Below are 26,978 nucleotides of genomic sequence, written 5' to 3' on the forward strand. Positions count from 1 at the left end.
CTAATCCAACGCGGGCCCATCCAAGGCCGAATTTCTTTCCCAATACGGCGTATCCGGTATTAGCTGCCGTTTCCAGCAGTTATCCCAGAGCCCTGGGCAGGTTCCCACGCGTTACTCACCCGTCCGCCGCTCACCCCGAAGGGTGCGCTCGACTTGCATGTGTTAGGCCTGCCGCCAGCGTTCGTTCTGAGCCAGGATCAAACTCTCATGTTGACGTGGACACTCGGTCCAAAAGACCAATGCACCATCTCACATAAAGTCTGCCTGTGCTTCAGCGCCCAACCCGACCCGCTACCGCGAACCGAACCAAGCGCCAAACACTTGCGCTTCAAAGAGATACCGCATCGATCCCAGATAAACCAGAACCGCCGCCGGCATCTCCCTTCCATCTTCTACCATGTCAAAGAGCAACAAGACTTCCCGTCGTCTTCAGCGTTACCGCTGTCGTCTTCGTTTGTCTTGCGCCGCAGCGCCTCGCTGCGGTGTGGGGCGGCTTATAGGGGCCGGATCGCCAAACTGTCAAACCCTTTTTTCATCGCCCCGTCACATTCGCCGGCAGCGGCGGAAAACCAGGGTTTCAACGCGCCCCAACCCGTCAGCGCCGACTATACGAGATGGGGTTTGACGAAAAAATTTCAAGGCAGCCAGAGCGTCAAAGCCCCTGAGGCGAACGACCACCTGCATCTCCCGCCCGCGGCCCGCGGGCGCGTGACGCCCCGAGCCGCGGCGTTGACCGACACGCCTTGCCAGGCTTGCCAGGTTTGCCAGGCTTGGCGGATCCCCCCGACCACGCCCCTCACCCGGCAGTGATATAGGTGCGCAGCGCCTCGGCCTCGTCCTGAGCTTCGGCGATGCGACGTTTGACCAGATCGCCGATCGACACGATACCGACCAACCGGTCGTCAGTGGTCACCGGCAGATGGCGGATCCGCCGATCGGTCATCAGCCCCATGACCTCGACGATCGGTTGGTCCGGCCGGCACGTCTGGACGTCGGCGGTCATCAGCGATGCCACCGGCCGGTCGAGACATGCCGGGCCCTCGCGCGCCAAACCGCGGACCACATCGCGCTCGGAGAAAATGCCGTGCACGGTTTCACCTTCGCACACCAGCACCGCACCGATACGGCGTTCATGCAGCAGACCGACGGCGGCCAGAACGCTTTCGTCAGGCGAGACGCTAACCACCTCGGCCGACTTGTCAGCCAGAATATGAGCGACAGTCATGGTAGACCCCCCCTTATGTTTCATCGTTCGCTCAATTGGTAATGTACCGTTAGTCGCGACCTCTCAGCAAGGCGGGCTGGTTGGCGCAGACGGCCGCATGCATTACATGGACCGTCTACCGCCCCGCGACCGCAAGGAACGCCCCCATGGACCGATTGTTGCGCTCGATCACCGCCGCTGCGCTTTTGGCTGCGGCTTTGGCCGCCCTGGCAGCCGTTTTGCCGGGTCCGCTCTACCGCGCGGAGTGGCTGTCGCTCACGACCGCGTTCGGATCGTTGCGCTTTGCCGCCTTCGCCGGCCTGGCAGCGGCCGGACTGGCCGGATTGGGCGCGCTGACCCTGTTGATCCGCAGCGGTCGCGCGCGCATGGCGGCGGCGCTGCTGGTCGCCGGCGGTGCGGGCCTGGCCACGGTGCAGCAGATCGATGCGCTGCGCGACCGGGCCGGCCGCCATCCGCTGCACGACGTCACCAGCGACATGGCCGATCCACCGCGTTTCCGCACTCTGTCGCCGCGCGCCTATGAGCCCGACAGCCGCGCCGCCCGAGCCGCCTATCCCGATCCTGCCTGGGCCCGGGCGCACAGCTTTCTCTACGCCGATATCGAGCCGGTGACGCTGTCCACCGCGCCAGATGACGCGCTCGCCCGGGTCCGCCGGGCCGCCGACGCCATGGGTTGGCAGATCGCCGCCAGCCAAAGCGACGCGACCGGCGCCCATTTGGAAGCCACGGCCACCACCGGCTGGTTCGGCTTCACCGACCAGATTGCGATCCGAATCACGCCCCGCGACGGCGGCAGCCGCGTGGACATGCGGTCGGTCTCGCGGCTGGGCGTCAGCGATCTGGGGCAGAACGCCGCCCGGCTTCGCCGCTTTCAAGACCGCCTGACCGCCCGCCAATTCGCCCCCGAGCAGCCCGCCCCCCAGGAGCCGGCACCATGAAAACCGCTGTTTTAATCGCCGCCCTTCTGGCCATTCTGGCCGCCGCGGGCTATTTCGCCCTGTCCGTCTTGGCCGATATGCCAATGTCGCTGATCAGCGGACCGGGGCTGATCGCTCTGGGCCTCGGCATCGTGATCAGCGTCGCGCTCGGCGGCGGGCTGATGGCGCTTTCCTACCATAGCCATCGCCATGGATATGACGACGACCAGGACGGACGCTTATGATGTCTTTCGCTCCCCTCCGCCCCACCGCCCCGCTGGCCCAAACCGGTCTGTGGCAGCCCGACGCCTGGCAGACACGCCTGAACGATGCCATGCGCGCGCTCAGCGAAATCTGGTACCAGGGCCTCTTTGGCGTCGACATCAGCCGCGTGCTGATCGCGCTGGGGATCTTCGTCGGGTTTCTGGTGATCCGCGGACGTATCTCGGCGTTCATCGTCGGCCGCATCACCCGGCGTGCCGAACGACGCGGCTGGACGCTGGGTCAGGTGGTCGCCGAGGCCCTGGCAGGGCCCTTACGCATGGCCATCGCGCTGATCGGCTTCGCCATCGCCACCGATTATCTGGCCGCTCAACCCGCCGTCGAAACGGTGTTGCGCAATATCAACCAGACCCTCGCGGCGATCCTGGTGTTCTGGACCCTGGCCAATCTTGTCACCCCGGTTGCGGCCCTGATCGAGCGCCGCAACCGACGCATGCCCGAAGCCATGCTGTCGTGGATTTCGCGCGCGGTGCGGACCACGTTCATCCTGATCGGCCTGGCGGCGGTGCTGGAGATCTGGGGCATTCGGGTCGGCCCGCTGATCGCCGGTCTGGGCCTGTTCGGGGTCGCCATCGCGCTCGGCGCCCAGGATCTGTTCAAGAATCTGATCGCCGGGCTGTTCCTGATCTCGGAACGGCGCTTTAACAATGGCGACTGGGTGCTGGTCGAGGGCGTCGCCGAGGGGACGGTCGAACTGATCGGCTTTCGCACCACGATGATCCGACGCTTCGACCAGGCACCGGTTTACGTGCCCAACGCCCAGATGTCGGACAGCGCGGTGATCAACTTCTCGCGCATGCGCTTCCGTCGCATCCGCTGGATCATCGGTGTCGAGTACGCAACCACCCGCGAACAATTGGAGACGATCCGCGACGGCATCGAGCGGTACATCACCGAGTGCGGCGATTTCGAGATCTCGGACCGGGTCAACACCTTCGTGCGCATCGACGGCTTCGCCGCCAGTTCGATCGACATCCTGGTCTACTGTTTCACCAAGTCGACGGTGTGGCGCGACTGGCTCGGCGCCAAGGAGCGGTTGGCCCTGCACATCAAGGAAACGGTCGAAGCGGCCGGCGCCGGGTTTGCCTTCCCGAGCCAGTCGGTCTATGTGGAGACGCTGCCCGAGCGTGGCCCTGGCCAGACCGCCTTCGACGGCGCCGCCCGCCCGGCTCGCCACCCCGCCGCTGACGCCGCCGCCGATCCCGATCCGGGCGAAGCCTCACCATAAGCGTCCCCGCCCGTCCCCCTGCTGACGCCAATCCGGACCCGACACATGACCGCAACGACCGCTGCCCAAGCCGCCACCGATCACCGTGAGCCGGTCATCCGTACCGCGCCGCGGCCGGCGGACCTCAACCTCAATGGCCATATCTTCGGCGGCTGGATTCTCAGCCAGATGGACGTGGCCGGCGGCATCACCGCCGCCCGGCGCGCCCGCGGACCGGTCGCCACCGTGGCGGTGGAAAGCATGAAGTTCCACCGGCCGATCCTGGTCGGCGATCTGGTCAGCCTGTACACCCACATCGCACAGATCGGCCGCACGTCGATCACCGTCGCCATCGACGTCCTGGCCGAACGCATGGACGAGCCCGAACCGATCAAAGTGACCGAAGGGCGGTTCGTCTTCGTTGCCGTCGATGCTTCAGGTGCCAAACGCGCCGTACCGCCGGCCTGACCGGGACGCCGGCCAACGGGTGGCGCCGACGCTCTGGCGCGCCGCCCGGATCGCCTGCGCGGCAAAGGATACGCTATCGGGTGCGCCCCGGTCGTCTGGAACGGCCGGGGCGTCTCTTTTTGTATCATTTCCCGGCCCTCACGCGAGAGCCGTGCCTCCTTTGGCGATTTTTTGATTATTCTTCGATGACAGATCCGCCGACGGCGTTACGACACACTCTTTTGGCAGTAACTATAGACTGTAATTATTTGTTAAATCGATAGTGGCTTACTGCTCAGGCGCCGAGGATATACGAATCGCCCTGATTATGCGCGTTTTAGATCCTCGACGCGCCCGTTTTGCACCCAAAAAGAAGGCGGTCGGTGCGGACAGACCGCGTTTTGGTTCAAGGGGACACCGTATGTCACAGATCAATGAGTTCCGTCGCGCCGTCACCAAGGCGCTCGCGGTTTCGCAACTCGGTGCGCCGGTGCTGGTCGGCGGGGTCAGCGCTTGGCTCGGCCAACCGGGGCTGATTTGGGCGGTCGCCGGGTCGACCGCTTTGGCCTTGGCCGCGCTGGGCTTGAATGCGACCCGCCCCGACGACGCGCAGGCGCGCTATGGCGTGGCGGGGGCGCTGATGCTGCAGGCCGGCTTGGTGATCATGGCCGCGCGCGGTGCCGCGTGGCAGGTCGATCTTCACATTCTCTGGTTCGTCGCGTTGACCGCCGTTGCCGGATTGCTCGACCGACGCAGCATCGCCGCGGCGGCGGTCGTGACCGCGGCGGCTTACGGCCTGTTGACCCTGGCGGCGCCATCGCTGCTGTTCTCCGAAGCGGCCAGCCTGTGGCGCTTGGCGCTGCACGCCGGGCTGCTGCTGGGCCAAAGCGTCTTGCTGTTCCGGGTCATCGCCATGGCGCAACAGGCCATCGGCGCGGCGGAGGACGCGCGACGCGACGCCAAGCGCGAGGCCGCCCGCGCCCATGCCGAAGCCGAACGCGCGGAAGCCGCCCAGACCGAAGCCGAGTCGGCGATCGAGGAAGCCAAGGCCTATGCCAAGATGATCGAGACCGCGCGCCAGGAACAGGCCGAAACCCAGCAGGCCGAAGCCGCCAAGATGAGCAGCCGGACGACCAAACTGGCCGACGGCTTCGACAACCGCGTCGGCCGCATCGTCAAAGAAATCAAGGCCGCGCAAACGACCCTGATCAACGACAGCAAGGAGCTCAAAGGACTGGCGGAACGCGGTCATGCCATGCTGTCGGCGGCCGTCGGCGCCAACGAACAGGTGATCCAGAACGCCCAGAGCATGGCCGCCGGCACCGAAGAGCTGACCAGCTCGGGCAGCGAGATCACCCGACAGGTGACCGACAGCAACCAGACCGCGCAAGCGGCGCTCGCCCAGGTCAATGAGAGCAAGAAGACCATCACCACCCTGTCCGAGCAGGCCGAAAAGGTCACCAGTGTGGTCGACATGATCAGCGACATCGCCGAACAGACCAACTTGTTGGCCCTGAACGCCACCATCGAGGCGGCGCGCGCCGGCGAAGCGGGCAAGGGCTTTGCCGTTGTGGCGAGCGAGGTCAAGTCGTTGGCCACCCAGTCGGCCAAGGCCACCGACGAGATTTCGGTGCAGCTGTCGGACATGCAATCGATCACCCGCGACGCCGTCAACGTGGTCACCGGCATCGCCGCGACGATCGAGCGGATCAGCGAATCCTCGACCTCGATCTCGGCGGCGGTCGAGCAACAAGACAGCGCCTCGCGCGAGATCGCGCGGACCGTGCAGCACACGTCGAAGGAATTGGAAAACGTCTCGGAACAGGTCAAGGAGGCGCTGGAGATCGTCGGCTCGGTGCGCCAGTCGGCCGAAACCGGCTACGATGTGGCCGAAGCGCTCGGCGAACAGAACGAACGCCTCGACAAGGCCTGCGACACCTTCACCGAAGAAATCAAGCAGCAGGCCGAACGGCTCGAAGACAAGATCGAAGCGGCCGCAGAAGACCTGGTGACCACCGCCGGCTGAGCGCCCGATCCGGAGCGGTCGCCCAGCCGCTCAGGCCCGGGCCGCGACCCTGGGGGCAACGCCCGTGACGGGCCGTCCCCCAGGGCGGCGTGCGGTGGCTGGCGAGGCGGGCAAGGGTGGCCAGACGCCAAGCCAGACGTCAGACCAGGAATCGAGCGGCGGGGTGCGTGCCCCCCCCCCGCGCTCACCCCCAGGCGCTCGAAACCCCGCCCAAACACCGCCCGGTCGCCCCGGAACCGGGCGTCGGCGCCGACGCTTCGCGGTCGGGCCGTCGAGGTCAAGACGTCTGCGTCAGCGCATCGGCGGCCCGGCGCCCGCAGGCCCGGCTGTGTCAGCGGTGTCGGCCGGGTCATCGCCGCGCGGCGGCGCCACCTGCCGCCGGACCGCGCGTAGCACCCCATGGGAGAAGCCCGACGGCGCCGGCATCACGTCGGCCGGCTGGGCCGGCAGGCGCCGCGCCACCGGCGGCGGCCAGCCATGGCGCAGCTCGAACGCCTGAACGTCGAGCGGCGCGTCATGGCCCAGGCGCATCGTCAGCCCATCCTCCGGCACCCCTTGATAGAAGAATTGCAGCCGGCCGGCCTCGCCCAGGCCAAGGGCGCGGTCGGCGCCGAGCGCGACCCCGCCCACCGCCACCGGGCGCACCGGGCGCTCGGACGCCACCGACAGGATCAAGGTCGCCCCCGGTCCGCTCGGCCGCAGCACAAGGTCGGTGGCGTCCCCCTGCCCCGGCGCGGCGTCCAGCACCGGGCCCGGTGCCAGCCCGGCAATCGGCTCGTCCACCGGCCGGCCATAAAGGGTCAGCGACCGGCCGAACAGCTTCAACAAGCGGGTGTCGAGGGCGCTGGGCCGAGCACCCAGCACGCCGGCCTCCCAGGCGCCGGGGTCGGCGCGGCGGCTGACCCAGTGCTGGCTGCCGGTGGCGCGGTCGACCAGCAGCATCAGGCTGGCCGGGCGCGGATGGCGGGCGTCGAACCCGGCGGTGATGGCGACCCAGGCGAGCGTCAGCGCCGCCGCACCCGCCGCACTCCACGCCAAGGCCCCGCCCAGTGCGCGCCCCGCAGCGACCACCAACGGCGTCGCCGACAGCGCCAGCAACCAGGCCGGCACCACCAGCACGGCGGCCACCGGCACGCCGAGCGCCAGGAACAGATAGTGACCGATCGACACCGCCCACAACAAGGCCGGCACGGCGGAAAGCGCCGCGAGCGCCAGACAGCGCCAATCGTCGTGCGGCCAGCTATGGCGCAAGGTCACCGCCGCCGCCCCGGTGGCCAACAGCAACGGCCAGACCAGCACATAACTGCCCGGCCCCAACAGGATCTGAAACGCCAGCGCCCAGGCGCCGAGCCACACCAAGCCGCCAAGCCACAAGGCGCGCGCCGCCACCGGCCGGTCGGGCACGCCGAGCGCGGCCAACAGCGCGCCCACGGCCGCCGCCGCCCACCAAGGCACACCGCCGAGCGCCAGCCCCGCCACCACCAGCACGGCCAGCGCCACCCGGACCGGGCGGCCGCCGCCCCGGGCGTCAAGCGCGCCCAGACCGGTCATCACCGCCAGCAAGGCGAGCGTGTAGCCGAGCGCCAATCCGTCGCTCACCGCCATCGCCCGGCGCAGGCCGACACTGTCGAAGCCGCCGCTGAACAGGGCGGCGAGCGCCATCAACAAGGCGGCGCCGACCAGGGCATTGCGACCCTGTGCGGTCATGGCGCGCACCAGGTCGGCGCCGCGCACCCGGCCAGCACGCCACGCCCAGGCCACCAACCCGGCCACGCCGGCCAAGGCGATCGCCGTCAACGGCCAGGCGAAGGCCGCCGGATAGTGCACGAACACCCCGGCGATCTGGAAATAGACCGCCGACCCGCCGGCCTGCGACGTGCCCGGCGGCGGCCCCAACGCCCCCTGGCCAAAGGCGCGGGTCGCCGACAGAAGCTGGGCGCCCAGCGCCTGCACCGAGGCCGGGTCCAGATTGGCCGGCGTGTCGGTCGCCGCGTGATAGTCGGCATACCCGTCGATAAACGCGAAATTGAGCCCCGCCAGGCCATGGTCCAGGGCCACCGACAGGTCGGTGTCATTGGGCATGCGCCGATAGACCGCGCCGGTCAGGGCGTTGCCCTGGCGCGGCCGGACCGAGCGGTCATAGGTGCGGATCAACGCGGCATTGTCGGCGCTGGTCTCGAACATCACCGCCGTGCCGCGGCTGCCGCGCGCTTCGGCGTTCAGCACCAGGCCCACCCGGTCGGCCCAGGGGTGGTGCTCGAAAAACGCCCGCGCGCCCAACAGGCCGGCCTCCTCGCCGTCGGTGAACAGCACGATCAGGTCGCGCGCCACGCCGCCCCCGGCGATCACCGCGCGCACGGTCTCCAGGATCGCCGCCACGCCGGCGGCGTCGTCGGCGGCACCCGGCGCATGGGCGCGGCTGTCATAATGGGCCATCAACAGCAGCGCGCCCCCGGTCGGGCCATCGGTTTCGGCGGCCCCCGGCCGATCGGCGCCGAGCGCTGCCGCCCCCTGCCCAGGCGTATTCTGGCCCGCCGTATCTTCGCCCGCCCCCGCCCCGTCCTGGCCCGCCGCGCCGGGCGCCGGGGTGCCGGGCAGCCGGGCGACAATATTGGCCACGTCGGCGCCGAACACCATCCCGCCGCCCCAGGGCACGGTGCGCACGCTGCGCCGCTGCTGCACCTGGGGGTCGAGCCCGAGGCCCCGCAGCCGTTCGATCAGGGTGGCGCGGGCGGCGGCGTTGGCCGGGCTGCCCACCGGGCGCGGGCGTTCGGCCAAGACGCGCACATGATCCATGGCGCGGGCGGCGGAAAAGGCACTGGCGGGGGCGTCGGCGGGCAGCGGCCGGGGCGGCCCGTCGGTCACCCAGGCGACCAGCCCGGCGGCCAGCAACAGGGCCGGCAGAAGCAGCAGCCGGGCCAATGGCTGCCAGGGGACGGGGCTCAGCGCCCGCACCGGGCCCGCCGCGCGCCAGGCGCCGCGCTGCGCCCGGCAGCGCTCATCGACCGCCGCCGCAGGCCGCGCACAGGCCGAAGATCTCCACGGTCTGCGCCTTGACGGTGAAGCCGAGGCCCGCCGCCTCCTGGCCGAGCAGCGTTTCGAGCCGCGGCGAGGCCATTTCGGTCACCGCCCGACAGCGCTCGCAGATCAGGAAATAGCCGGTATGGGCGTCATTGGGCCGGGCGCAGCCGATGAACGCATTCAGCCCTTCGATCCGGTGGATCAAGCCCTGGTCGATCAAAAAGCCGAGCGCGCGATAGACGGTCGGCGGCTTGGCCGCCCGGCCGTGGTCCGACAGCCGGGCGAGGACGTCATAGGCCTTGACCGGCCGGTGCGATTCCCAAACGATCTCAAGCACCTGGCGGCGCACCGGCGTGAGCCGGCTGCCCTGGCGCCGGCACAACTCCGCCGCGGTCTCCAAGGCCGCCGAGACGCACGCGTCATGATCGTGGGGCGCGCCTGGAATGTCGGTTTCGATGCCGTCCATGGCCGATCCTTTCCCTTGCCCCGACCCTAAAGCCTGGGCCGGGCGGTGGCAATCCAACACACCGGACCGGCGACGGCCGCGCCGGTCAGAACCGGGTCGACAGGGTCAACCGCACATCGCGGCCGGGGCTCCAGGTGATCGTCTTATAGGTATCCAGAAAATCGCGATAGGCACGGTCGGTCAGGTTGGTCACCGCCACCTGCAAGGTGGTGTGCTTCCAGGTCGCCGCCGCCGACAGGTTGACCAGCAGATAATCGTCGGTGGACGCGGTGCCGAACGCCGAGCCCGGGCCGTCGAACTGGGCGAAGGGTTCGAGCGTCCCGGCCGCGTCCTTGGCGAAGGCATAGACCAACTCGCCGCCCAGGCGCAGGTCGGTGAACGGCCCCCAGGCGTCGCGGTGCGCGGTCAGCGCGTTGGTCAGCCGGTCGGCGGGCAACAGCGGCGCCTCGGTATCGGCGCGGGCCAGGCTGCCCTCGACCCGCTCATAGGTCAGCCGGTGGTCGAGCCAGCCGGTGGGCCGCACGGTCAGGTCGATGTCGCCGCCCCAGAAGGTGGCGTCGTCCTGCTGGATGCGGAAGATCGGGTTGCCCGAGCCGGGGTCGGTCTCGCCGGTGCCGCCGGGGAAGATATAGTCGTCGATGCGGTTGCGGTAGACCGCCGCCTCGACGCTCAGCCAGTCGCTCTGCCAGCGCGCCGACAGGTCGGTGCTGAGCGAGCGTTCCTGCGACAGGGTCGGGTCGCCCAGTTGCACCGCCGCGACGCCGCCGTGAACGCCGTTGACGAACAGGTCGAACAAACCCGGCGCGCGGAAGCCGCTGGCCATGTTGGCGGCCAGCACCAGCCGCTCGCTGAGCCGGTAACTGGCGCCCAGGCTGCCGGTGACGGCGGTGAACGCCTGACGCTGCAAGGCCGGGTCGTCGGGTACGCCGGGCAGGTCGGACAGCCCCGGGATGCCCGACACATCGTCGGTGGCGTCGGGGTCGGCGCGGGTTTCGCGCCGGTCCAGGCGCAGGCCGGCGTCGAGCTTGAGCGCGCCCAGGTCCAATTCCTCGAACGCGAACACCGCATAGGTCTCCACGTCGCCGCCCGGGGTCAGCGCGGTGGTGCCGCGCGAAGTCTGCCACTCGCGGTCGATCTGCACGCCCACCTGGCCGCTCAGCCGGCCGGCCAGCGGGTCGTGGTGCAAGACCACCCGGCCGCTGACCTGCTCGCGCGCGATGTCGATCACCGCCGGGTCGCGGATCGGCACCGGTTGCGGCTCGGGCGGGCCGGCATTGGCGCGCCGGTGGTTGCGCACATAGGTCAGATTGGCGGCCAGGCGCAGGCCCTCGGCCACGTCCACATCGGCGCGCAGTTGCACCAAGTCGTTGACCAGGCGCTGGCCGATGCCGCCGGGCTGCAACGGGTCGCCGTCGGGCGGCGGCGGGTCGGGGACCAGATAGTCCTGGTCGCCGCGCCAGCCTTCCCAGCGCAGCGACACGCCGCCCCAGTCGGCGGCCCGGCCGAGCGCGAACGAGCCGTTGAGTTGGTCGAAACCGGTGAACGGCAGCTTCCCCGTCACCAGCGGGTCGCGGTTGTTGCCGGTCTCCAGCGCGGTCGCGGTATCGGGCACGGTCATGCCGGTGCTGTCGCGGAACACGAAGCGCCCGTCCGCGCCCCAGGCCCCGGCGACGCCGGCCATCTCCACCGCCGTGGTCACCGCGTCGAACGCCGAGGCGTATTCGGCGGTCACCACACCCGACAGGTCGGGCTTGGCGTCGGTGCCGGCATAGGGCGGCTCGACGATCAGATTGACCGCGCCGCCCATGGCGTCGCTGCCATAAAGCACCGACTGGCTGCCGCGCACCACCTCGATCCGGTCGGCCAGATAGGGGTCCACATTGGCCGGGTGGCGGACGCCATATTGCTGGAAGTTGAGGAACACGTCGTTGGACAGGATGCGAATGCGGTTGCCCGACAGGCCGCGGATCACCGGCTTGCCCACCTGCGGGCCGGTGGCGATGGTGGCAACCCCGGCCAGCCGGTCGAGCGTCTGGCCAAGGCCTGCGGTCTGCTCGGCGCGCTTGCGCGGCCCGGCCAGCACGCTGACCTGGGCCGGATTGACGAACGCCGTGCGCGCCACCGGGGCGGCGGTGATCACCAGTTCTTCGACGATGGCGTTGTTCGCCACCACCATCGCCCGCTCGTCCGCGCCGTCGCCCGTGCCTTGGGCTGTACCGGGGGCCCTGCCGGCCACCGTCTCGGCCGCCGCCGTCGATGACGACAGCGCCGCAGCGGTCGCCAGCGCCAGAACCGAAACCCCCGCCATCGCGTCGCCAGACAGCCTCCCAGACAGCCTCCAAGCCATGCCAATCCCCTGTTTCGCGCGGCCGGCGATCGGTCCGGCCACGGCGTTCTTTCAGTCCATAAACAAACGTTATAACGTTTCATATCAGGCCGGTAACGCGGCCACAAGGGGCTGTGTGTGCGGTGATGCCCCGAGGGGCTGCGGGCAGCGACGCGACCGCGTCCGGCGAACGCCCGCGACCATCGGGGCGGCCATGACCGCCGGGCGACGGCCGCCGCGACAGCCGTGAGCGTCACAGCGCCGGCAGCCGCCGGGGCTGCTGCCCCGATCCCGGGCGCCTGTTAAGCTCGGTCACGCAAGCAATGGCAAACGGGAGAGCCGCCATGACCGTGCGCGTCGAGACCGCCGACCGCGTCACCACCGTCACCATCGACCGGCCGGCGCGCCGCAACGCCGTCGACCGGGCGACCGCCGAAGCGCTCCACGACGCATTCACCGCCTTCGACCGGAACCCGGCCGCCCATGTGGCGGTATTGACCGGCGCGGGCGGCGCATTTTGTGCCGGCGCCGATCTCAAGGCGCTGGCGGCCGGCGACGCCAACCGGCTGTCGGCCGAGGGACCGGCGCCCATGGGACCGACCCGGCTCGATCTGGCCAAGCCGGTGATCGCCGCCGTCGAGGGACCGGCGGTGGCCGGCGGGCTGGAACTGGCGCTGTGGTGCGACCTGCGGGTGGCGGCGCGCTCGGCGGTGTTCGGGGTCTATTGCCGACGCGTGGGCGTGCCGTTGATCGATCTGGGCACGGTGCGCCTGCCGCGCCTGATCGGCCAGTCGCGCGCGCTCGACATGATCCTCACCGGCCGGGCGGTGGCGGCCGACGAGGCCGAGCGCATCGGCCTCGTCAACCGGCTGGTCGACGACGGTCAGGCGCTCGCCGCCGCGCACGCGCTGGCGCAGGATCTGGCGCGCCTGCCCCAGACCTGCCTGCGCAACGACCGACGCTCGGCGCTCGACCAATGGGCGCTCGACCGGCCGGCGGCGCAGGCCAATGAGTTCCGGCTGGGGCTGGCGACCATCGCGTCGGGCGAAACGGCGCAAGGTGCCGATGCCTTCAGCGCCGGCGCCGGCCGCCACGGCGAGCCGCTATAGGCCCGAGCCGGGCGCAACGCCCACGATCGCGGCAGGTGACGGACGACCGACAGGCGCCGGCCGTCCGATCGACGCGGCTCAAAGGCGCGGGACCTACTGCCCGGTCGACGAGCCCTCGCCGCCGCTCTCGGCCGGCATCAATTCCAGCACCGCAGCGGTCAGCGCCTCGACACCGGTGGTCAGGGTCGGCTCGGGGTCGGGCGCGAAATAGGGCGAGTGGTTGGACGGCACGCTTTCACCCTTGGCCTCGGCCGCGCGGATCGCCTCGGGCGGTGTGCCGCCGAGCCAGAACATGACGCTCGGGATATCCTCGGGCGTGTTGCCATAATGGCTGAAGTCTTCGGCCCCCATCACCGGGTCGCGCTGGTGCACCCGGTCGGCACCGAAGCGCGCGGCGAACAGCTTGGCCAGCCGGTCGGTCAGCTCGGGATCGTTGACCGTCGGGCCGACGCTTTCGCCGTGCAGATTGACCTCGGGCAGTTGGTCCTCCTTGACGCCGAGGGCGCGGGCGGTGTTGTGGGCGATGCGCTCGATACTCGCCAGCACCCGGTCGCGCACCGCCGGATCGAAGGTGCGCACGGTCAGGTTCAACTCCACCTCTTCGGGGATGATATTGTGCTTGGTGCCGCCGGTGATCCGGCCGACCGTGACCACCGCGCTGTCCAGCGGGTCGGTCTCGCGCGCGACGATGGTCTGCAAGGCGGTGACGATGTGCGCGGCGACCACGATCGGGTCGCGGCCCTGGTGGGGATAGGCGCCATGGGCACCGACGCCGTGGACGACGATGTCGACGCTGTCGCTCGACGCCAGCGCCGGCCCCTTGGCATAGACCAGATGGCCCGCCGGCGCCGACCCCGACGTGTGCAGGGCGACATTATAGTCGGGCTGGGGGAAGCGCTCGAACAGGCCGTCTTCGAGCATCGCCTTGGCGCCGGCGATGCGCTCCTCGGCGGGCTGGCCGATGACCACCAGCGTGCCCTGCCACTGGTCCTTCATGTCCACCAACCGCCGCGCCGCGCCGATCGCCATGGTCATGTGGGTGTCATGGGCGCAGGCGTGCATCACGTGCACGGTCTCGCCGGTCTGTTCCACCTGCTGGTCGGTGGAAGCATACGCCACGCCGGTCTTTTCCTCGATCGGCAGGCCGTCCATGTCGGCGCGCAGCATCACCGTCGGGCCGTCGCCATTTTCCATCACCGCGACCACGCCATAGGCGGTCAGGTCCGGGCGCTTGGCATACGCGCCGACCTTCTCGGTGACGTCGAAGCCGAGTTTCTTCAACTCTTTGGCATAGCGCTTGGCGGTCTTTTGTTCCTGATAGCTCAGTTCGGGATGGCGGTGGAAATGGGTGTAGAGGTCGCGAAGATAGTCGTAATCCTTGGCGATCGCTTGGGTGAGCGCGCCATCGTCGGCCGGGCGCTCCTGGGCGGCTGCGGCGGCGCCGCCGCCCAACGCCGTGGTGAACAGAAATGCCGCCGCCAGCGTGACCGCGCGTGTCCTGCGCATGGTTTCTCTCCCTGTTTGGTATGAATGCTGCTCACTGTGCGACGAAACGCCGGAGCGGTCAAATCGCTGGACCGCGCCGGCGTACCATCCCGTGCGTCACCCCGTGCGTCACGCGAGGCGGTTTCGCGGAGTGTGCGATGCTCGGGGCAATGGTGACGGTTTCCCAATCGGAAACGGGGCGATCGCCAACCGCTCGCTGGCGCGCCGGGGCGACGATCCCATCTGCTTGACGGCGTTGCCCCATGACCCGAGAGGAGACCCCAATGGCCCGTTCCCTGCCCTTCGCCATGCCCGCGATCCGGTCGACCGCCCTGGCTGCGCTGTCTGCCCTGGCCCTCGCCCTGTCGCTTGCCGGCCAGCCGGCGGCGCGCGCCGAACCGCTGCGCCTCACACTCGACCCCGCCCATACCCACATCCTGTTCAAGGTGAACCATCTGGGCCTGTCGAACACCGTCGGGCAGTTCGACCGGTTCGAGGGCACGGTGGTGCTCGATCCCGAAGCACCCGAGGACAGCAGCGTCTCGGTGTCCATCGAGGCGGCGAGCATCGACACCAACAACGACGCCCGCGACAGCCATCTGCGCGGCGACGATTTCTTCGATACCGGCACCCACCCGATCATCACGTTCGAGAGCCTGCGCGTCGACCCGACCAGCGACCAAAGTGCCACCGTTTACGGCATGCTGACCCTTCTGGGCGAAAGCCGGCCGGTGGCGCTGCGGACCCGGCTGAACTATCTGGGCGAGCACCCGCTGCCTGGACAATCGGGCATGGTGGCCGGCTTCACCGCCAACGCCACCATCGACCGGACCGATTTCGGCATGGACGCGTATGCCGGTGCGGTCGGCAACGAGGTGGTGCTGCTGATCAATACCGAAGCCGTGGCGCCCTGATCGCCCCATCCGACTGGCACCGGGAGCGGCGAGAAGAGGAGACCCAGCCCATGCAATGGCGCAATTCCCGCGACCGGTGGGGTGCGGCCCACAAGGCGCTGCACTGGACCATGGCGGCCTTGATCCTGGCGTTGTTGGGGGTCGGCTTCGTCATGGCCAACCTGCTGCCCGACAGCGCCTGGCAGCTCAAGCTGAGCGTCTACCAGTGGCATAAGGCGGGCGGCTTGTTGGCGCTCGCCCTGGTCGGGGGGCGGCTGGTGTGGCGCGGCATCGGCGGGCCGGTGCCGGGCTATCCCGCCGGCGCCCCGGCCTGGCAGCGGCGGACGGCTGCGCTGGCGCATGTGGCGCTCTATGCGGCGATGATCGCCATGCCGGCGACCGGCTATCTGATGGCCTCGGCGTCCAGCTTTCCGGTGTTGACCTGGACCGCGCTGCCCGACCCGCTGGGACAAAACGAGCGGCTGGAAGCCCTGTTCGGTCGCGCCCACATGGTCCTGGGCCTGGTCTTCGCCGGCTTGATCGCCCTGCACGGGAGCGCCGCCTTGAAACATCATCTGGTCGACCGCCAGGATGTGCTCAAACGCATGCTGCCCGGCCGACGGCCATGATGCCGCCGGCCCTGATCGCCCCATCGTCTTGCCATAAAGGATGACCGCCAATGCCGCGCGCCTGTTTTCGCTCTGCCCTGCTTGCCGCGACGGTCGTTGCGGGCCTCGCCCTGCCGACAACCGCCTGGCATGACGCCCGGACCGCCGCCCATGCCGCCGACGCTGCCGGGTGGCGGCTGGTCGACGCCGACAGCCACCTGACCTTCCGGGTGCGCCAGATGGGCGCCACCATGGACGGCCGCTTCGACCGCTTCACCGCCGACATCGAATTCGACCCCGACGACCTCGACCCGGCCAGCGCCCGGGTCATCATCGACATGGCCAGCGCCGACGTGGACAATGCGCAGGGCAACCGCATTCTGGCCAGCGCGCCCTGGTTCGACGTGGCCAACCATCCCCGCGCGGTGTTCGAGACCACCGCCATCCGCCCGGCCGAAAACGACCCGAACCCGACCGGCGACACTGAGACCGCTTACCGGGCCGAAGCGCAACTGACCATCAAGGGGCGCACCCAGACGCTCGCCCTGCCGTTCACCTTGCGCGTCGACGGCGACCGCGCCCACATGACCGGCGAGACCACGCTCGACCGGCACGATTTCGGCATCGGCGGCGGCGACGCCGACGACACGGTAAGCGAAACCGTGACCGTGCGGGTCGATATCATCGCCCGGCGCACCTGACGCCGCCGGGCGCGCGGTGCCGCCGCCGATCGTCACAGAAGGCCAGACGTCCCGGCGACCGACGCCCGCCATGCCGCGCATCGCCCCGGTGCGTCCGCATCGGAGCGCCTCCCGCCGCGCCTGGCCGGGCCACTGCCGCTCCGTCCTTGCCGGATCGGTCCGGTCGGGGCATCGTTCGGCCATAAATAATCAAACGACGAGCCCAGGAGGACCGTTCCATGCCCTACCCCCCTGCCCCGACCCGACAGCCCCGACTGCGACGCTCACTGGCCTTGGCCGTTGCCCTTGGCCTGGCCCTGCCAGCCCTCGGGCCGGCAGGCTTCGAGCCCGCCGCCCGCGCCGCCCAAGCCGACGACGCCGCCCCGGCGACCGTCGCCGACCTGGTCGGCGGGCAGGCGGCGCAACGCGGACTGGTCGACGTCTATGCGAACCCGGCCCAAGGCACGGTGCATCTGGCGCTGCCCGCCCCCGGCGCCGACGGTGTCATCGGGCGCTATCTCTACACCGCACGGCTGGCCCGCGGGCTCGGCTCGAACCCGGTGGGGCTCGACCGCGCCGGCGCGCAAACGACCCACATCCTGCGCTTGAGCCGCATCGGCGACAAGGTGGTGGCCGAGGCCGAAAACCCGCGCTACCGGGCCACCGCCGGCGGCATGGAAGCGCGCTCGGTCTCGGGGTCCTTCGCCACCTCGGTGCTGTGGGCCGCCCCGATCGCCGCGACCCGCGACGACGGCGCGTTGCTGGTCGACGCCCGGGGGCTTCTGGTACGCGACGCGGTGGGCATCGCCCGGCGCCTGGCGCAGGCCGGCCAGGGCCGGTTCAGCCTCGACCCCGAGCGCAGCTTCGCCCGTGCCGACCGGGTGCTGGTGTTCCCTGAGAATATCGAGGCGCAGGCCCTGCTTACCTTCACGTCCGACGAGCCCGGCGCGGAGGTCTACCAAACCGCCCCCGACGCCACGCAGATCACGCTCGGCGTGCACCATTCGCTGGTCGCCCTGCCCGCCCCCGGGTTCCGCCCGCGCGCCTGGGACCCGCGCACCGGCAGCATCGCGCCGCTGTCCTATGCCGACTATTCAGCGCCGCTCGACGCGCCGCTGATCACCCGGCTGGCGCGGCGCCATCGGCTCGAAAAGCGCGACCCGGCGGCCGACCGCTCGCCGGTCAAAGAGCCCATCGTCTATTATGTGGACCCGGCCACGCCCGAACCGGTCAAGAGCGCGCTCATCGAGGGCGCGTCCTGGTGGGCCGAGGCGTTCGAGGCCGCCGGCTTCGAGGACGCCTATCGCGTCGAGGTGCTGCCCGACGACGCCCACCCGCTCGACATCCGCTACAACATGATCAACTGGGTGCACCGGCAGACCCGCGGCTGGTCCTATGGCGGCGCGGTGGTCGACCCGCGCACCGGCGAGATCGTCAAGGGCAATGTGATGCTCGGCTCGCTGCGGGTGCGCCAGGACCGGATGATCTTCGAAGCCCTGTTGGGCGCCGAGGCATCGGGCCGCGGCGGCGCCAACGATCCCGTGCAGGTGGCGCTCGCCCGCATCCGGCAATTGTCGGCGCACGAGGTGGGCCATACCCTGGGCCTGGCGCACAATTTCGCCGCCTCCACCTATGGCCGGGCGTCGGTGATGGATTACCCCGCGCCCAAGATCGCCATCGCCGAGGACGGCACGCTCGACCTGTCCGACGCCTATGGCGTGGGCGTCGGCGCGTGGGACAAGTTCGCCATCCGCCGGCTTTATGCACCGGTGCCGCCGGGCCGCGACGAGGCGGCGTGGCTCGACGACCTGGCCGCCGATGCACATGCGCAAGGCATGGTCTATGTGACCGACAGCAACGCGCGCACGGTCGATACCGCGCATCCGCTGGCCAGCCTGTGGGACAATGGCCCCGACCCGGTGCGCGAACTGGCCCATCTGCTCCAGGTGCGGCGCATCGGACTCGACGGCTTCGGCGCCCGCGCGCTCGCCGACGGACGCGACCAGTCGGACCTGCGGCGGGCGTTCGTGCCGCTCTACCTGTTCCACCGCTATCAGGTGGCGGCGACCGCCAAGGTGCTGGGCGGCCGGCGCTTCGCCTACAAGACCGCGGGCGACGACCGGCCCGAAGTGGGCATGGTCAGCGCGGCGCGTCAGCATGAGGCGCTCACCGCGCTGATCCGCACCCTGTCGCCGGAAGTGCTCGCCATCGACCAGCGACTTGCCAAGGCCATGACCCCACGCCACGGCCGCTCCATGGATCTGCCCTTCGAACGCGAAGTGTTCGCGTCGCACGCCGGCGAGATCTTCGACCGGTGGAGCGCGGTGGACGTGGCGGCGGGACTGACCCTCGACGCCATTCTGCACCCCGCGCGCGCCGCACGACTGATCGACCAGCATGTGGCCGACGCCGATCTGCCGGGGCTGGAACAGGTGTTCGCCCGCCTCGACGCAGCGCTGATCGAGCCATGGGACGCCCCGGCAACCGACGACGATGCCACAAAGGCCGACGCCGAAACCGATGCCATCCGCAACCGGGTGGCGCTGCGCTATGTCGTGGCGCTGGTTGATCTGGCCCGCACGGGCGGCCCGGACGTGCGCGCGGCGACCGAGGCGCAGCTTGTGGCCCTGCGCGCGTCTCTGACCGATCGGGCTGCCGCCGGCGCCCCCACCGCACTGGCCATCACCCGCCGGATCGCGCAGTATCTGGACGCACCGGCACCGACCGTCCCCGCGCTCACCCCCATCGCGGCCCCGCCCGGCAGCCCGATCGGCCAAGCACCCCTCCCGGCCGCCGTCTCGACAGCCCTCCGGGCGGCCGCGCCTGGGTCCGGCCTTGCGCCGGACTGGCCGGTCTACGAGACCTGTTGGCATTGCGGCCCGGCCCGCTGACCAAGGATCGCGGCCGCACGACATCCGGGCGGCGGGCACGCCCCCTGGATGTCGTGCCCGCAACCGGTACCGTTCCGTCCCGCCCTTAAGACCGGAGACGCCGATGACCGCGACGGCATCCTGGATCTGTCAGCCCTTTGCAGCCCTGGCACCATGGGACGTGCACGACATGCTGCGCGCCCGCCAAGACGTCTTCGTGCTGGAGCAGACCTGCTTGTTTCCAGAAATCGACGGCCGCGACCCGCACTGCCATCACCTGCTAGGCCGGACCGCCCGGCCACTGGTCCGAGCGGCCGATGCGGTGAGCGCGCCGGGCGCCGCTGCCTCGGGTGGACCAGACCAAGACCCGCCGATCCGGGCAGCGATGGGCGGGCCCTCGCAGGACAACATCCACGACCCCACCAACAGCCCGGCCAAGCCCCCGCTGCCGCCGGCAGGCCAAGCTCCGGGGGGCCAGGCGGGCGGCGCCGCGTCAATCAGCGGCCCCGTCGCCGGCACCGGCCAGTCGACCACGCCCATGGCCGACACGCCCTTGGCCAGCACGCCTTCGACCGGTGCGCCCTCGGCCAGCAGCCCGCTAGCCCGCGCTCCCGCCACCGGCGAGCCGATGCGCCCCGGCCGACCGACGATATCCGCCCCGATGGCCGGCGCCGAGCTCGGCGCGGAGCCCGGTGCCGGCACCGATGGGATGGGTGCGTCGGGCACACTGCTTGCCTATGCGCGCATCGTGCCGCCGGGGGTGATCTACGCGGAACCGTCGATCGGGCGCATTCTGACCACCGCCGCGGCGCGCGGCTGCGGTCTGGGGCACGCCTTGATGGCCGAGGCCTTGACGCAGTGCACGGCCCTTTACCCCGGCCGGGCGATCCGGATCGGCGCGCAGCAACACCTGCAGGCGTTCTATCGCCAGAGCGGCTTTGTCACCGCGTCCGCCGCTTATGACGAGGACGGGATCGCGCATGTGGAAATGCTGCGGCCCGCATCGCCGGCATAGGCGAGGGCCGGCCGCTGGTCGCCGCGGTCGAGCCGGCGGAAAACCGCCTCGGCCTCAACCGGTCGGTCGGCGCGCATCATCACGGTACCGTACCGATCCAGCAGCAGCACCTCGAATGCCTCGGCCTTGACCCCATAATCGCCGCGCAGCCGGTCGGCGCCGGCGGGCACCGCGGTGGCCGCCAGGTCCTGGTGCGCCAAGGCCCAAACGCTCTTGCCCGCCACCAGGAACAGTGCCAGATCGCGCTCGGCAAGCGCCTCTTCGCGGTGGCACAGCTTGGCCATCTGCAGGTGCACGTCGGGGCCGTCGCCCGGCGCGAAGATCGCCAAAATTGGGCGGTCGCCGGCCAGATCGGCGAACCCCGGCCGGTCAGCCGCCCGGCCGACGCCAATCGTCAGCAAGGCGGTCAGCAAGCCACACAGGGCCAAGCCCCATGCCAATAGCCGCCACGGCGCCCACGGCGCTGTCGGGTGCGGCGGCGGAGGGCGGTGCGATGCCCCCCCGGTTCGGTCAGACGTCATGTCAAAACCCCATCAGCGCGAGGATTTCGCGGCGCGCTTTCTCGTCATCGCGAAACGCGCCGGTCATGCGGCTGGTGACCATGGTGACATCCGGGGTCTCGACCCCGCGACAGGTCATGCAACCGTGGGTCGCCTGCAGCACCACCGCTACGCCCTGCGGGTTCAACACCTGTTGAATGCAATCCCCGATCTCGGCGGTCAGCCGTTCCTGGATCTGCAGGCGTCGCGCATAAGCATGCACCACACGGGCCAGTTTGGAAATGCCCACCACGCGGCTGGTCGGCAGGTAGGCCACATGGGCCTTGCCCTCGATCGGCGCGATATGGTGTTCGCAATGCGAAACGAAGGGGATACCGCGCAGCAGGACGACCTCGTCATAGCTGTTCACTTCCTCGAACGTGCGCTGGAGATAGTCGACCGGGTTTTCGTCATAGCCGCGGAAATACTCCCGAAAGGCGCGAATTACCCGATCCGGGGTATCGCGCAAACCCTCGCGCTCCGGGTCGTCGCCCGACCAGCGCAGCAGTTCGCGGACCGCTTCGCGGGCCCGGTCGGCCTCGGGCGAGGGGTCGAAGGCACCGTCGTCGGACACGGTCGGCTGCGGCCGCGAGCTTTGGTCGGTCATGGTCGGGTCCTCTTGTCTGTCACACTGATCTGTCAGGGACGCTCGGCGCCGGGGCGACGGCGGAGCTTGAAAATGCCCGACACGTTTAGCGCCGGCGCGCCATCGGCCGCAATCAGACCGTCGACGAATACCAGCGACCGGGTCCTTCGGACGCACCGGGCGGTGCCGCTGACCCAGGCGCCGCGCGGCGCCGGCCCGGCGAAATCCGAGACCAGGCGCATGGTTGCGAAGGGCGGCGGCGCCACGTCGAGCACCGCGCGCGCCAGCAGAATATCGGCGAAGGTCATCAGCATGCCGCCATGGACCACGCCGCCGGCATTGCAGTGATAGGCGAGCGCGCGGAACCCGCGTTCCCAGCCCGCGTCCGTGCGCCGCTCGAAGATCGGGCCATTGCGGCCGCCGAACGGGTTCGACGACTGGATCGGCTCGAAGCCCGGCGGCGGGGTGGCGGCGACCGCATCGGCCGGCGCGGCAAGGTCGGCGGAAGCCTCGGCAGTCTGGGCGGCGGGCGACGCGGCGGTGGGATCAGTCATGGCCGTCGCCGGCGGCGGTGCCGAACACGCCATGGCGCAGTCGGTCGCCCGGTTCCAGGCCAAGGCGCTGGGCCGCCCCAGCGTTCAATTCCAGCACCGCCAACACCGGGCCGGCCGACGACACGCTGTCGAGTGACAGCGGCGTGGTGTTGGCGGCGATGCTCTCGATGGTGCCGTCGGGGCGGATGAACAGCATGTCGAGCGGAATGAAGGTGTTCTTCATCCACATGGATACCCGCTGAACGCGGGCGAAGTCGAACAGCATGCCCTCGTCGGCGGCCAAGTCCGAGCGGAACATGAGCCCGACCCGGCGTTCGCCCGGGTCGTCGGCGAGCGCCACGGCCAGGCGCACGGTCTCGTCGCCGCTATCGATCAACAACGGTTCGGTCGGCAGGTCTTGCGGGGTGGCGGTGCGAATGTGCCAGTCGGGGTTGCCCGGCTGGGCGTCGGCACCGGGCAGGAGGGCGCAGGCGACGAAGGTCGCCACGATCAATAGAGAGACAAGGCGCATGGATCGGTCGTCCGGTCTGGTGGGAGAAAGAGAACAAGAACAACGGCCATCAGACTAGCAACAACCGATCGCTCAATGCGACCCCCACGGTGTCGCGGCGGCCACCGTTCGTCGGCGCCGCGCGGTAGGGCTCCGCTTGTCGGTTCATCGGCTGATGCCGGCGCGGAGCTGCGCGCGCCGGGCGCTGTGCGGGGGCGGCTAGACGCCCCTGCCGGCACACCATAGCGGCGACGGCCAGTCCACCGTCACCACAACACCAGCGGCCGACGGCGACAACAGACAAAGTGCCCGACGCCGCCGCGCAGGTGGGAAACACCGGATGACCGGGCTTGCCACCCGACCCTTTTTGTGACCGTGGCTCTTTTGACCGGCGGCTCTTGTGCCACCTGCTCTCGATCAAGCGGGCGTTGGCCGGCCGCTCAGACCTCGTCGGCCAAGGCGATTTGGGCGACCATCGGGCCGCGCTCGCCTTCTCCCACCCGGACCATGACCGGCTGGCCCGGCATGATGTCTTCGATGCCGGCCCGGCGCAGCGTTTCCATGTGAACGAAGATATCGCGCGTTCCCGGCCCGCGCGAGACGAAACCATAACCGCGCATGCGGTTAAACCATTTGACCGACGCCGCCACGAACTCCTCGTCGACACGGACGGCCGACCCGTTGCGGGCCATCTGCGGTTCGTTTTCGGCCCGGAGCGCCGTGGACAGGTCCAACTGAACGATTTTGCTGGCCTGACGACCGCGTTCCCGCGTCACGGCCTCACAGATTACCGAGGCCCCCTCAGGCACCGAGCGGCGCCCGATCTCCCGCAACACCGAGAAATGCAGCAACACATCCCCGCCGCCATCGTCCGGCACCACAAAGCCGTAACCTTTGACCGCATCGAACCACTTGATCACACCGGTCACGCGATCGGCAACCATCTCGGGCTTCGTCATCGCGCTTACGTTTGCCCCGTCGCTTGCCATTACCCATCTCCCCTCGACACAACGCTGAACAATATCACAATTTGTTAACCATTGACAACACTATGCCCGGCATCCGTCAACCCCCGGAACCAGATCCGCAACCCCAACCTGCACGGCACGACTGCTTCCGCCTTGAAAAACATGACGAAAGCAGTCCGGGTCATGGAGTTGGTACGGGGCCTGCACACAAAAAAACCGGGTGGCGTCGACGCGCGCCACCCGGCTCGATCGGATCAGACTCGGCGCCACGTCAGTGACCGTTGCCATGGCCTTCGCTGGCGACCTCGCTGGGCATGTCGGTATGATGGTTGATCAGGCCCAGTTCGTAGAAGTGATCGGTCACCGGCTCGAGCCACAGCGACACGCCGAGAAACGCCACGAGCGACATGGATACGCAGTAAGGGAAGGCCATCTTGACCATCTGCAGATAGCTCAGCCGGATCAGCGGCGCGAGCGCGGACGTGAGCAGGAACAGGAACGCCGCCTGACCGTTCGGCGTCGCGACCGAAGGGATGTTGGTGCCGGTGTTGATCGCCACGGCCATCAGATCGTAGGTGTCGCGGTCGATCATGCCTTCGCTCAGCGCGGCCGTCATTTCGCCCATATAGACGGTGGCAACGAACACATTGTCCGAAATCGCCGACAAGATGCCGTTAGCGGCGAACAGCGCGGCGATCTGTTCGGTGCCTTGCAGGTCGAGCACCGCGCTGGTCACCGGCGCGAACAAGCTCTGGTCCTTGATCACCGCGACGATGACGAAGAACACCACCAACAGCGAGGTGAACGGCAGCGCCTCTTCGAACGCGTGGCCGATGCGGTGTTCCTCGATCACCCCGGAGAACGACGTGGCGAGCACGATCACCGACAGACCGATCAGGCCGACAGCGGCGAAGTGGCCCATCAGACCCGCGACCAGCCACAGCGCCACCACGGCCTGGACGACGATCGCCGCCTTGTCCTGCTTGGTCCGGCGTTTGGCGGTGAAGCGCTCATAGTCGCTCAGGATATTGAACACATTGTCGGGCAGCTTGGCGCCATAGCCGAACCAACCGGTGGTCTCCAGCAGCACCACGGTCAGCAGACCGGTGACCAGCACCGGCAGGGTCACCGGCAGCATACGGAAGATGAATTCGATGAAGCCCCACCCCGCCTGGTTGCCGATCAGGATGTTCTGCGGCTCGCCCACCAGGGTCATCACGCCGCCGAGCGCGGTGCCGACGGCGGCGTGCATCATCAAGCTGCGCAGGAAGGCGCGAAATTGTTCCAGATCACCGCGATTGGGGCTACTGACGCTGGCGTCGTCGCCATAGTCGTGCTCGGCGGTGAAGTCCTTGCCCGACGCCACCTTGTGATAGATCGAAAAGAAGCCGACCGCGATGGTGATCACCACAGCGGTTACGGTCAGCGCGTCCAGGAACGCCGACAGGATCGCAGCGGTAAACGAAAACAGCAACGACAAAAGCAGCTTGGAGCGCACACCCACCAAAATCTTGGTGAACAGAAACAACAGCATGCTCTTCAGGAAGTAAATGCCCGCGACCATGAACATCAGCAGCAGGATCACTTCCAGATTGTGCTCGACCTCGTAAAGCACCGTCCCCGGGCTGGTCATGCCGAGCGCCACCGCCTCGATGGCGAGCAGCCCGCCCGGCTGCAACGGATAGCACTTCAGCGCCATGGCCAGGCAGAAGATGAATTCGGCGACCAGAACCCAGCCGGCCACATACGTATCGACCGTGTAGTACAGCAGCGGATTGAGCGCCAAAAACGACAGGATCGTGATCTTGAACCAGTCTGGCGTGTTACCCAGAAAGTTGCGCACATACGGATTTGAGAAGGTGGTCATGGGGCAGAACTCACTTTCACGGTCAGCGGCGGATTGACGGGCAGCCGTCGCATACAGTCGGGCAACGGGCGGCCGGGCAACGGAACGCCCGGGCCCGCGTACCGCGGCCGGATCGGGATGGTCGCAGGGGGCTTTTACGCATCGCCGGCCGTCGAATCAAGGGCGGGCGGGTTACGCCGGGCGCCGGCAGCCCCCGCGCTGCGGACACAAAACCGCGTCGGCCCGGATCGTTTCGGCAACGGTCCGGCCTGCCCGGCCCGGCCGCAGCGGACGGGCCGCGGGCTGTCCGAGCGAACGGGCCGGGCGTCCTGGCCAGGCGCGCGGGGGCTGCGTCAACAGGAGCCGGCAACCGATGCCGCGGCCGGTCAGCCGGCACCGAGGCCCAGGGTGATCTTGCCCACATGCTGGCGCGCGATCATGTGTTGCAGCGCGCCGGGCAGATCGTCGAACGCGAACCGGCGGTCGATCACCGGCGTCAGCCCGCTGTTTTCGATGAAACGCACGAAGTCGGCGTGATGATCGCGGCTGCCGACCGTGATGCCCTGCAGGCGCACATGGCCCATGAGCATGTGCGGTACCGACAGCTTGACCTCGGCGCCGCTCAGCACGCCGATCACCGCGATGGTCCCACCGATGCGTATCGCCTTGAGCGATTGTTCAAGGGTACCGGCGCCGCCCACCTCGATGATCTGGTCGACGCCCTCGCCGCCGGCCCAGGCGCGCACCGCGCCGCCCCAATCGGGGGTCTGCCTGTAGTCGATCACGTGCGACGCCCCGAGACTTCGCAAGGTCTCGGCCTTTTCCGGGCTCGACGTGGTGGCGACCACCCGGCAGCCGAGCGCCCGTGCGATCTGCAACGCGAACAAGGAAACCCCGCCGGTGCCCTGGATCAGCACCGTGGCACCCGGCGTCACCGGCAATTCGCCGGCCAGTGCCGCCCAAGCGGTCACGCCTGCGCAGGGCAGGCACGCCGCCTGCTCGGCCGTATAGCCGCGCGGTGCCCGGACCACCGCGGCGGCCGGCACCACCAGCTGTTCGGCCGCAACGCCCTGGGTGCGGCCGGCGCCCAAGCTGCGGCTCAGCCGGGCGAAACTGGGCGCGCCCGCGGTCCAGCCCTGGTTGAACACCGGCGTCACCAACTCGCCCTCGGCCAGGCCGGTCACCCCCTCGCCCAATTCGGCCACCCGCCCGGCCCCATCGCTGAGCGGCACCAGCGGCAGCGGTTGGTCGCGCATGTAAAGGCCGTTGACCACCAGCGTGTCGCGGAAGTTGAGGCTCGCCGCCGCCATCTCCAGTCGCACCTCGCCCGGGCCGGGCCGCGGGTCCGGCCGCTCGGTGAGCGACAGGTTGGCCAGCCCCAGGCCGCCGTCCAGAACCCATGTTTTCATCGTCGTGCC

General features: G+C 69.3%; 23 protein-coding genes and 1 rRNA gene. 11 read left to right on the top strand and 13 right to left on the bottom strand.

The genetic code is table 11. From position 1 onward, the window contains the following. Together EV659_RS02465 and EV659_RS02470 are read right to left on the bottom strand one after the other, a co-directional pair. Nucleotides 1-213, bottom strand: a 16S ribosomal RNA gene (locus EV659_RS02465); the annotation flags it as partial. A gap of 583 nt (nucleotides 214-796) precedes the next feature. Further along, entirely contained in the window at nucleotides 797-1,225 is a 429-nt protein-coding gene (locus tag EV659_RS02470; RefSeq protein ID WP_132707170.1) for a CBS domain-containing protein, read from the bottom strand. 146 nt (nucleotides 1,226-1,371) lie between these two features. Between EV659_RS02470 and EV659_RS02475 the strand changes: the two genes are divergently transcribed. From EV659_RS02475 to EV659_RS02495, 5 genes are all read left to right on the top strand, one after another. After that, on the top strand, nucleotides 1,372-2,163 hold the full coding sequence (locus EV659_RS02475; RefSeq protein WP_132707172.1) for a DUF1499 domain-containing protein: 792 nt from the start codon (nucleotides 1,372-1,374) through the stop codon (nucleotides 2,161-2,163). Then, the gene (locus tag EV659_RS02480) at nucleotides 2,160-2,387 is read left to right on the top strand and encodes a hypothetical protein (RefSeq protein WP_132707174.1); all 228 of its coding nucleotides are present in this window, start codon (nucleotides 2,160-2,162) and stop codon (nucleotides 2,385-2,387) included. Before EV659_RS02475 ends, EV659_RS02480 begins: the two co-directional genes overlap by 4 nt. Next, nucleotides 2,387-3,652 (top strand): mechanosensitive ion channel family protein, encoded by a 1,266-nt coding sequence (locus tag EV659_RS02485; protein WP_200288143.1) that lies wholly within the window; start codon nucleotides 2,387-2,389, stop codon nucleotides 3,650-3,652. Before EV659_RS02480 ends, EV659_RS02485 begins: the two co-directional genes overlap by 1 nt. A 45-nt stretch (nucleotides 3,653-3,697) precedes the next feature. After that, complete coding sequence (locus EV659_RS02490) at nucleotides 3,698-4,099, top strand: acyl-CoA thioesterase (RefSeq protein ID WP_132707175.1); 402 nt, start codon at nucleotides 3,698-3,700, stop codon at nucleotides 4,097-4,099. Nucleotides 4,100-4,499: 400 nt separating this feature from the next. Beyond that, nucleotides 4,500-6,104 carry a methyl-accepting chemotaxis protein gene (locus EV659_RS02495; RefSeq protein ID WP_132707177.1) on the top strand — a complete coding sequence of 535 codons (1,605 nt, stop codon included), beginning with the start codon at nucleotides 4,500-4,502 and terminating at the stop codon, nucleotides 6,102-6,104. Between the two features lie 291 nt (nucleotides 6,105-6,395). Here the strand turns inward: EV659_RS02495 and EV659_RS02500 are convergent, their stop codons facing one another. The 3 genes from EV659_RS02500 to EV659_RS02510 form a co-directional block, all read right to left on the bottom strand. After that, complete coding sequence (locus EV659_RS02500; protein ID WP_132707179.1) at nucleotides 6,396-9,059, bottom strand: M20/M25/M40 family metallo-hydrolase; 2,664 nt, start codon at nucleotides 9,057-9,059, stop codon at nucleotides 6,396-6,398. Nucleotides 9,060-9,102: 43 nt separating this feature from the next. Further along, a complete protein-coding gene (locus EV659_RS02505) occupies nucleotides 9,103-9,591 on the bottom strand; it encodes a Fur family transcriptional regulator (RefSeq protein ID WP_132707181.1) in 489 nt (162 codons plus the stop codon). A gap of 85 nt (nucleotides 9,592-9,676) precedes the next feature. Beyond that, complete coding sequence (locus EV659_RS02510; protein WP_165878660.1) at nucleotides 9,677-11,899, bottom strand: TonB-dependent receptor; 2,223 nt, start codon at nucleotides 11,897-11,899, stop codon at nucleotides 9,677-9,679. Nucleotides 11,900-12,261: 362 nt separating this feature from the next. Between EV659_RS02510 and EV659_RS02515 the strand changes: the two genes are divergently transcribed. Next, a complete protein-coding gene (locus EV659_RS02515; protein WP_132707184.1) occupies nucleotides 12,262-13,026 on the top strand; it encodes a crotonase/enoyl-CoA hydratase family protein in 765 nt (254 codons plus the stop codon). A 93-nt stretch (nucleotides 13,027-13,119) separates the two neighbouring features. Here the strand turns inward: EV659_RS02515 and EV659_RS02520 are convergent, their stop codons facing one another. After that, nucleotides 13,120-14,532: an amidohydrolase gene (locus tag EV659_RS02520; protein ID WP_132707185.1), complete on the bottom strand. Its 1,413-nt coding sequence runs from the start codon at nucleotides 14,530-14,532 to the stop codon at nucleotides 13,120-13,122. Nucleotides 14,533-14,795: 263 nt separating this feature from the next. On the opposite strand from EV659_RS02520, the gene EV659_RS02525 reads away from it, so the two are divergent. The 5 genes from EV659_RS02525 to EV659_RS14810 all read left to right on the top strand — a co-directional run bounded on the left by EV659_RS02525 (nucleotide 14,796) and on the right by EV659_RS14810 (nucleotide 20,577). Further along, nucleotides 14,796-15,425, top strand: a complete 630-nt coding sequence (locus EV659_RS02525) for a YceI family protein (RefSeq protein ID WP_165878661.1) — start codon at nucleotides 14,796-14,798, stop codon at nucleotides 15,423-15,425. 50 nt (nucleotides 15,426-15,475) lie between these two features. After that, nucleotides 15,476-16,033 carry a cytochrome b gene (locus EV659_RS02530; protein ID WP_132707188.1) on the top strand — a complete coding sequence of 186 codons (558 nt, stop codon included), beginning with the start codon at nucleotides 15,476-15,478 and terminating at the stop codon, nucleotides 16,031-16,033. Between the two features lie 50 nt (nucleotides 16,034-16,083). Next, nucleotides 16,084-16,713 carry a YceI family protein gene (locus EV659_RS02535; protein ID WP_132707189.1) on the top strand — a complete coding sequence of 210 codons (630 nt, stop codon included), beginning with the start codon at nucleotides 16,084-16,086 and terminating at the stop codon, nucleotides 16,711-16,713. 272 nt (nucleotides 16,714-16,985) lie between these two features. Continuing rightward, the gene (locus tag EV659_RS02540) at nucleotides 16,986-19,583 is read left to right on the top strand and encodes a zinc-dependent metalloprotease (RefSeq protein ID WP_132707191.1); all 2,598 of its coding nucleotides are present in this window, start codon (nucleotides 16,986-16,988) and stop codon (nucleotides 19,581-19,583) included. Between the two features lie 169 nt (nucleotides 19,584-19,752). Beyond that, the gene (locus tag EV659_RS14810; protein ID WP_242463618.1) at nucleotides 19,753-20,577 is read left to right on the top strand and encodes a GNAT family N-acetyltransferase; all 825 of its coding nucleotides are present in this window, start codon (nucleotides 19,753-19,755) and stop codon (nucleotides 20,575-20,577) included. Here the strand turns inward: EV659_RS14810 and EV659_RS02550 are convergent. The 7 genes from EV659_RS02550 to EV659_RS02580 form a co-directional block, all read right to left on the bottom strand. Further along, nucleotides 20,520-20,990, bottom strand: coding sequence for a DUF4174 domain-containing protein (locus tag EV659_RS02550; RefSeq protein WP_165878662.1), 471 nt, complete (start codon nucleotides 20,988-20,990; stop codon nucleotides 20,520-20,522). The genes EV659_RS14810 and EV659_RS02550 overlap by 58 nt on opposite strands. Before the next feature lie 109 nt (nucleotides 20,991-21,099). Further along, the gene (gene folE / locus EV659_RS02555; protein ID WP_132707194.1) at nucleotides 21,100-21,723 is read right to left on the bottom strand and encodes a GTP cyclohydrolase I FolE; all 624 of its coding nucleotides are present in this window, start codon (nucleotides 21,721-21,723) and stop codon (nucleotides 21,100-21,102) included. A 32-nt stretch (nucleotides 21,724-21,755) separates the two neighbouring features. After that, the gene (locus EV659_RS02560; RefSeq protein WP_165878663.1) at nucleotides 21,756-22,256 is read right to left on the bottom strand and encodes a PaaI family thioesterase; all 501 of its coding nucleotides are present in this window, start codon (nucleotides 22,254-22,256) and stop codon (nucleotides 21,756-21,758) included. Beyond that, the gene (locus EV659_RS02565; RefSeq protein WP_132707196.1) at nucleotides 22,249-22,767 is read right to left on the bottom strand and encodes a DUF192 domain-containing protein; all 519 of its coding nucleotides are present in this window, start codon (nucleotides 22,765-22,767) and stop codon (nucleotides 22,249-22,251) included. Before EV659_RS02565 ends, EV659_RS02560 begins: the two co-directional genes overlap by 8 nt. A 419-nt stretch (nucleotides 22,768-23,186) precedes the next feature. Then, nucleotides 23,187-23,735 (bottom strand): cold-shock protein, encoded by a 549-nt coding sequence (locus EV659_RS02570; protein ID WP_242463617.1) that lies wholly within the window; start codon nucleotides 23,733-23,735, stop codon nucleotides 23,187-23,189. A gap of 250 nt (nucleotides 23,736-23,985) precedes the next feature. Beyond that, the gene (gene nhaB, locus EV659_RS02575) at nucleotides 23,986-25,581 is read right to left on the bottom strand and encodes a sodium/proton antiporter NhaB (protein ID WP_132707198.1); all 1,596 of its coding nucleotides are present in this window, start codon (nucleotides 25,579-25,581) and stop codon (nucleotides 23,986-23,988) included. A 365-nt stretch (nucleotides 25,582-25,946) separates the two neighbouring features. Further along, nucleotides 25,947-26,969: a zinc-dependent alcohol dehydrogenase family protein gene (locus EV659_RS02580; protein WP_132707200.1), complete on the bottom strand. Its 1,023-nt coding sequence runs from the start codon at nucleotides 26,967-26,969 to the stop codon at nucleotides 25,947-25,949. Between the last annotated feature and the right edge of the window lie 9 nt (nucleotides 26,970-26,978).

Origin of the sequence: Rhodothalassium salexigens DSM 2132, assembly GCF_004341375.1 — a bacterium.
Classification (GTDB): Bacteria; Pseudomonadota; Alphaproteobacteria; order Sphingomonadales; family Rhodothalassiaceae; genus Rhodothalassium; species Rhodothalassium salexigens.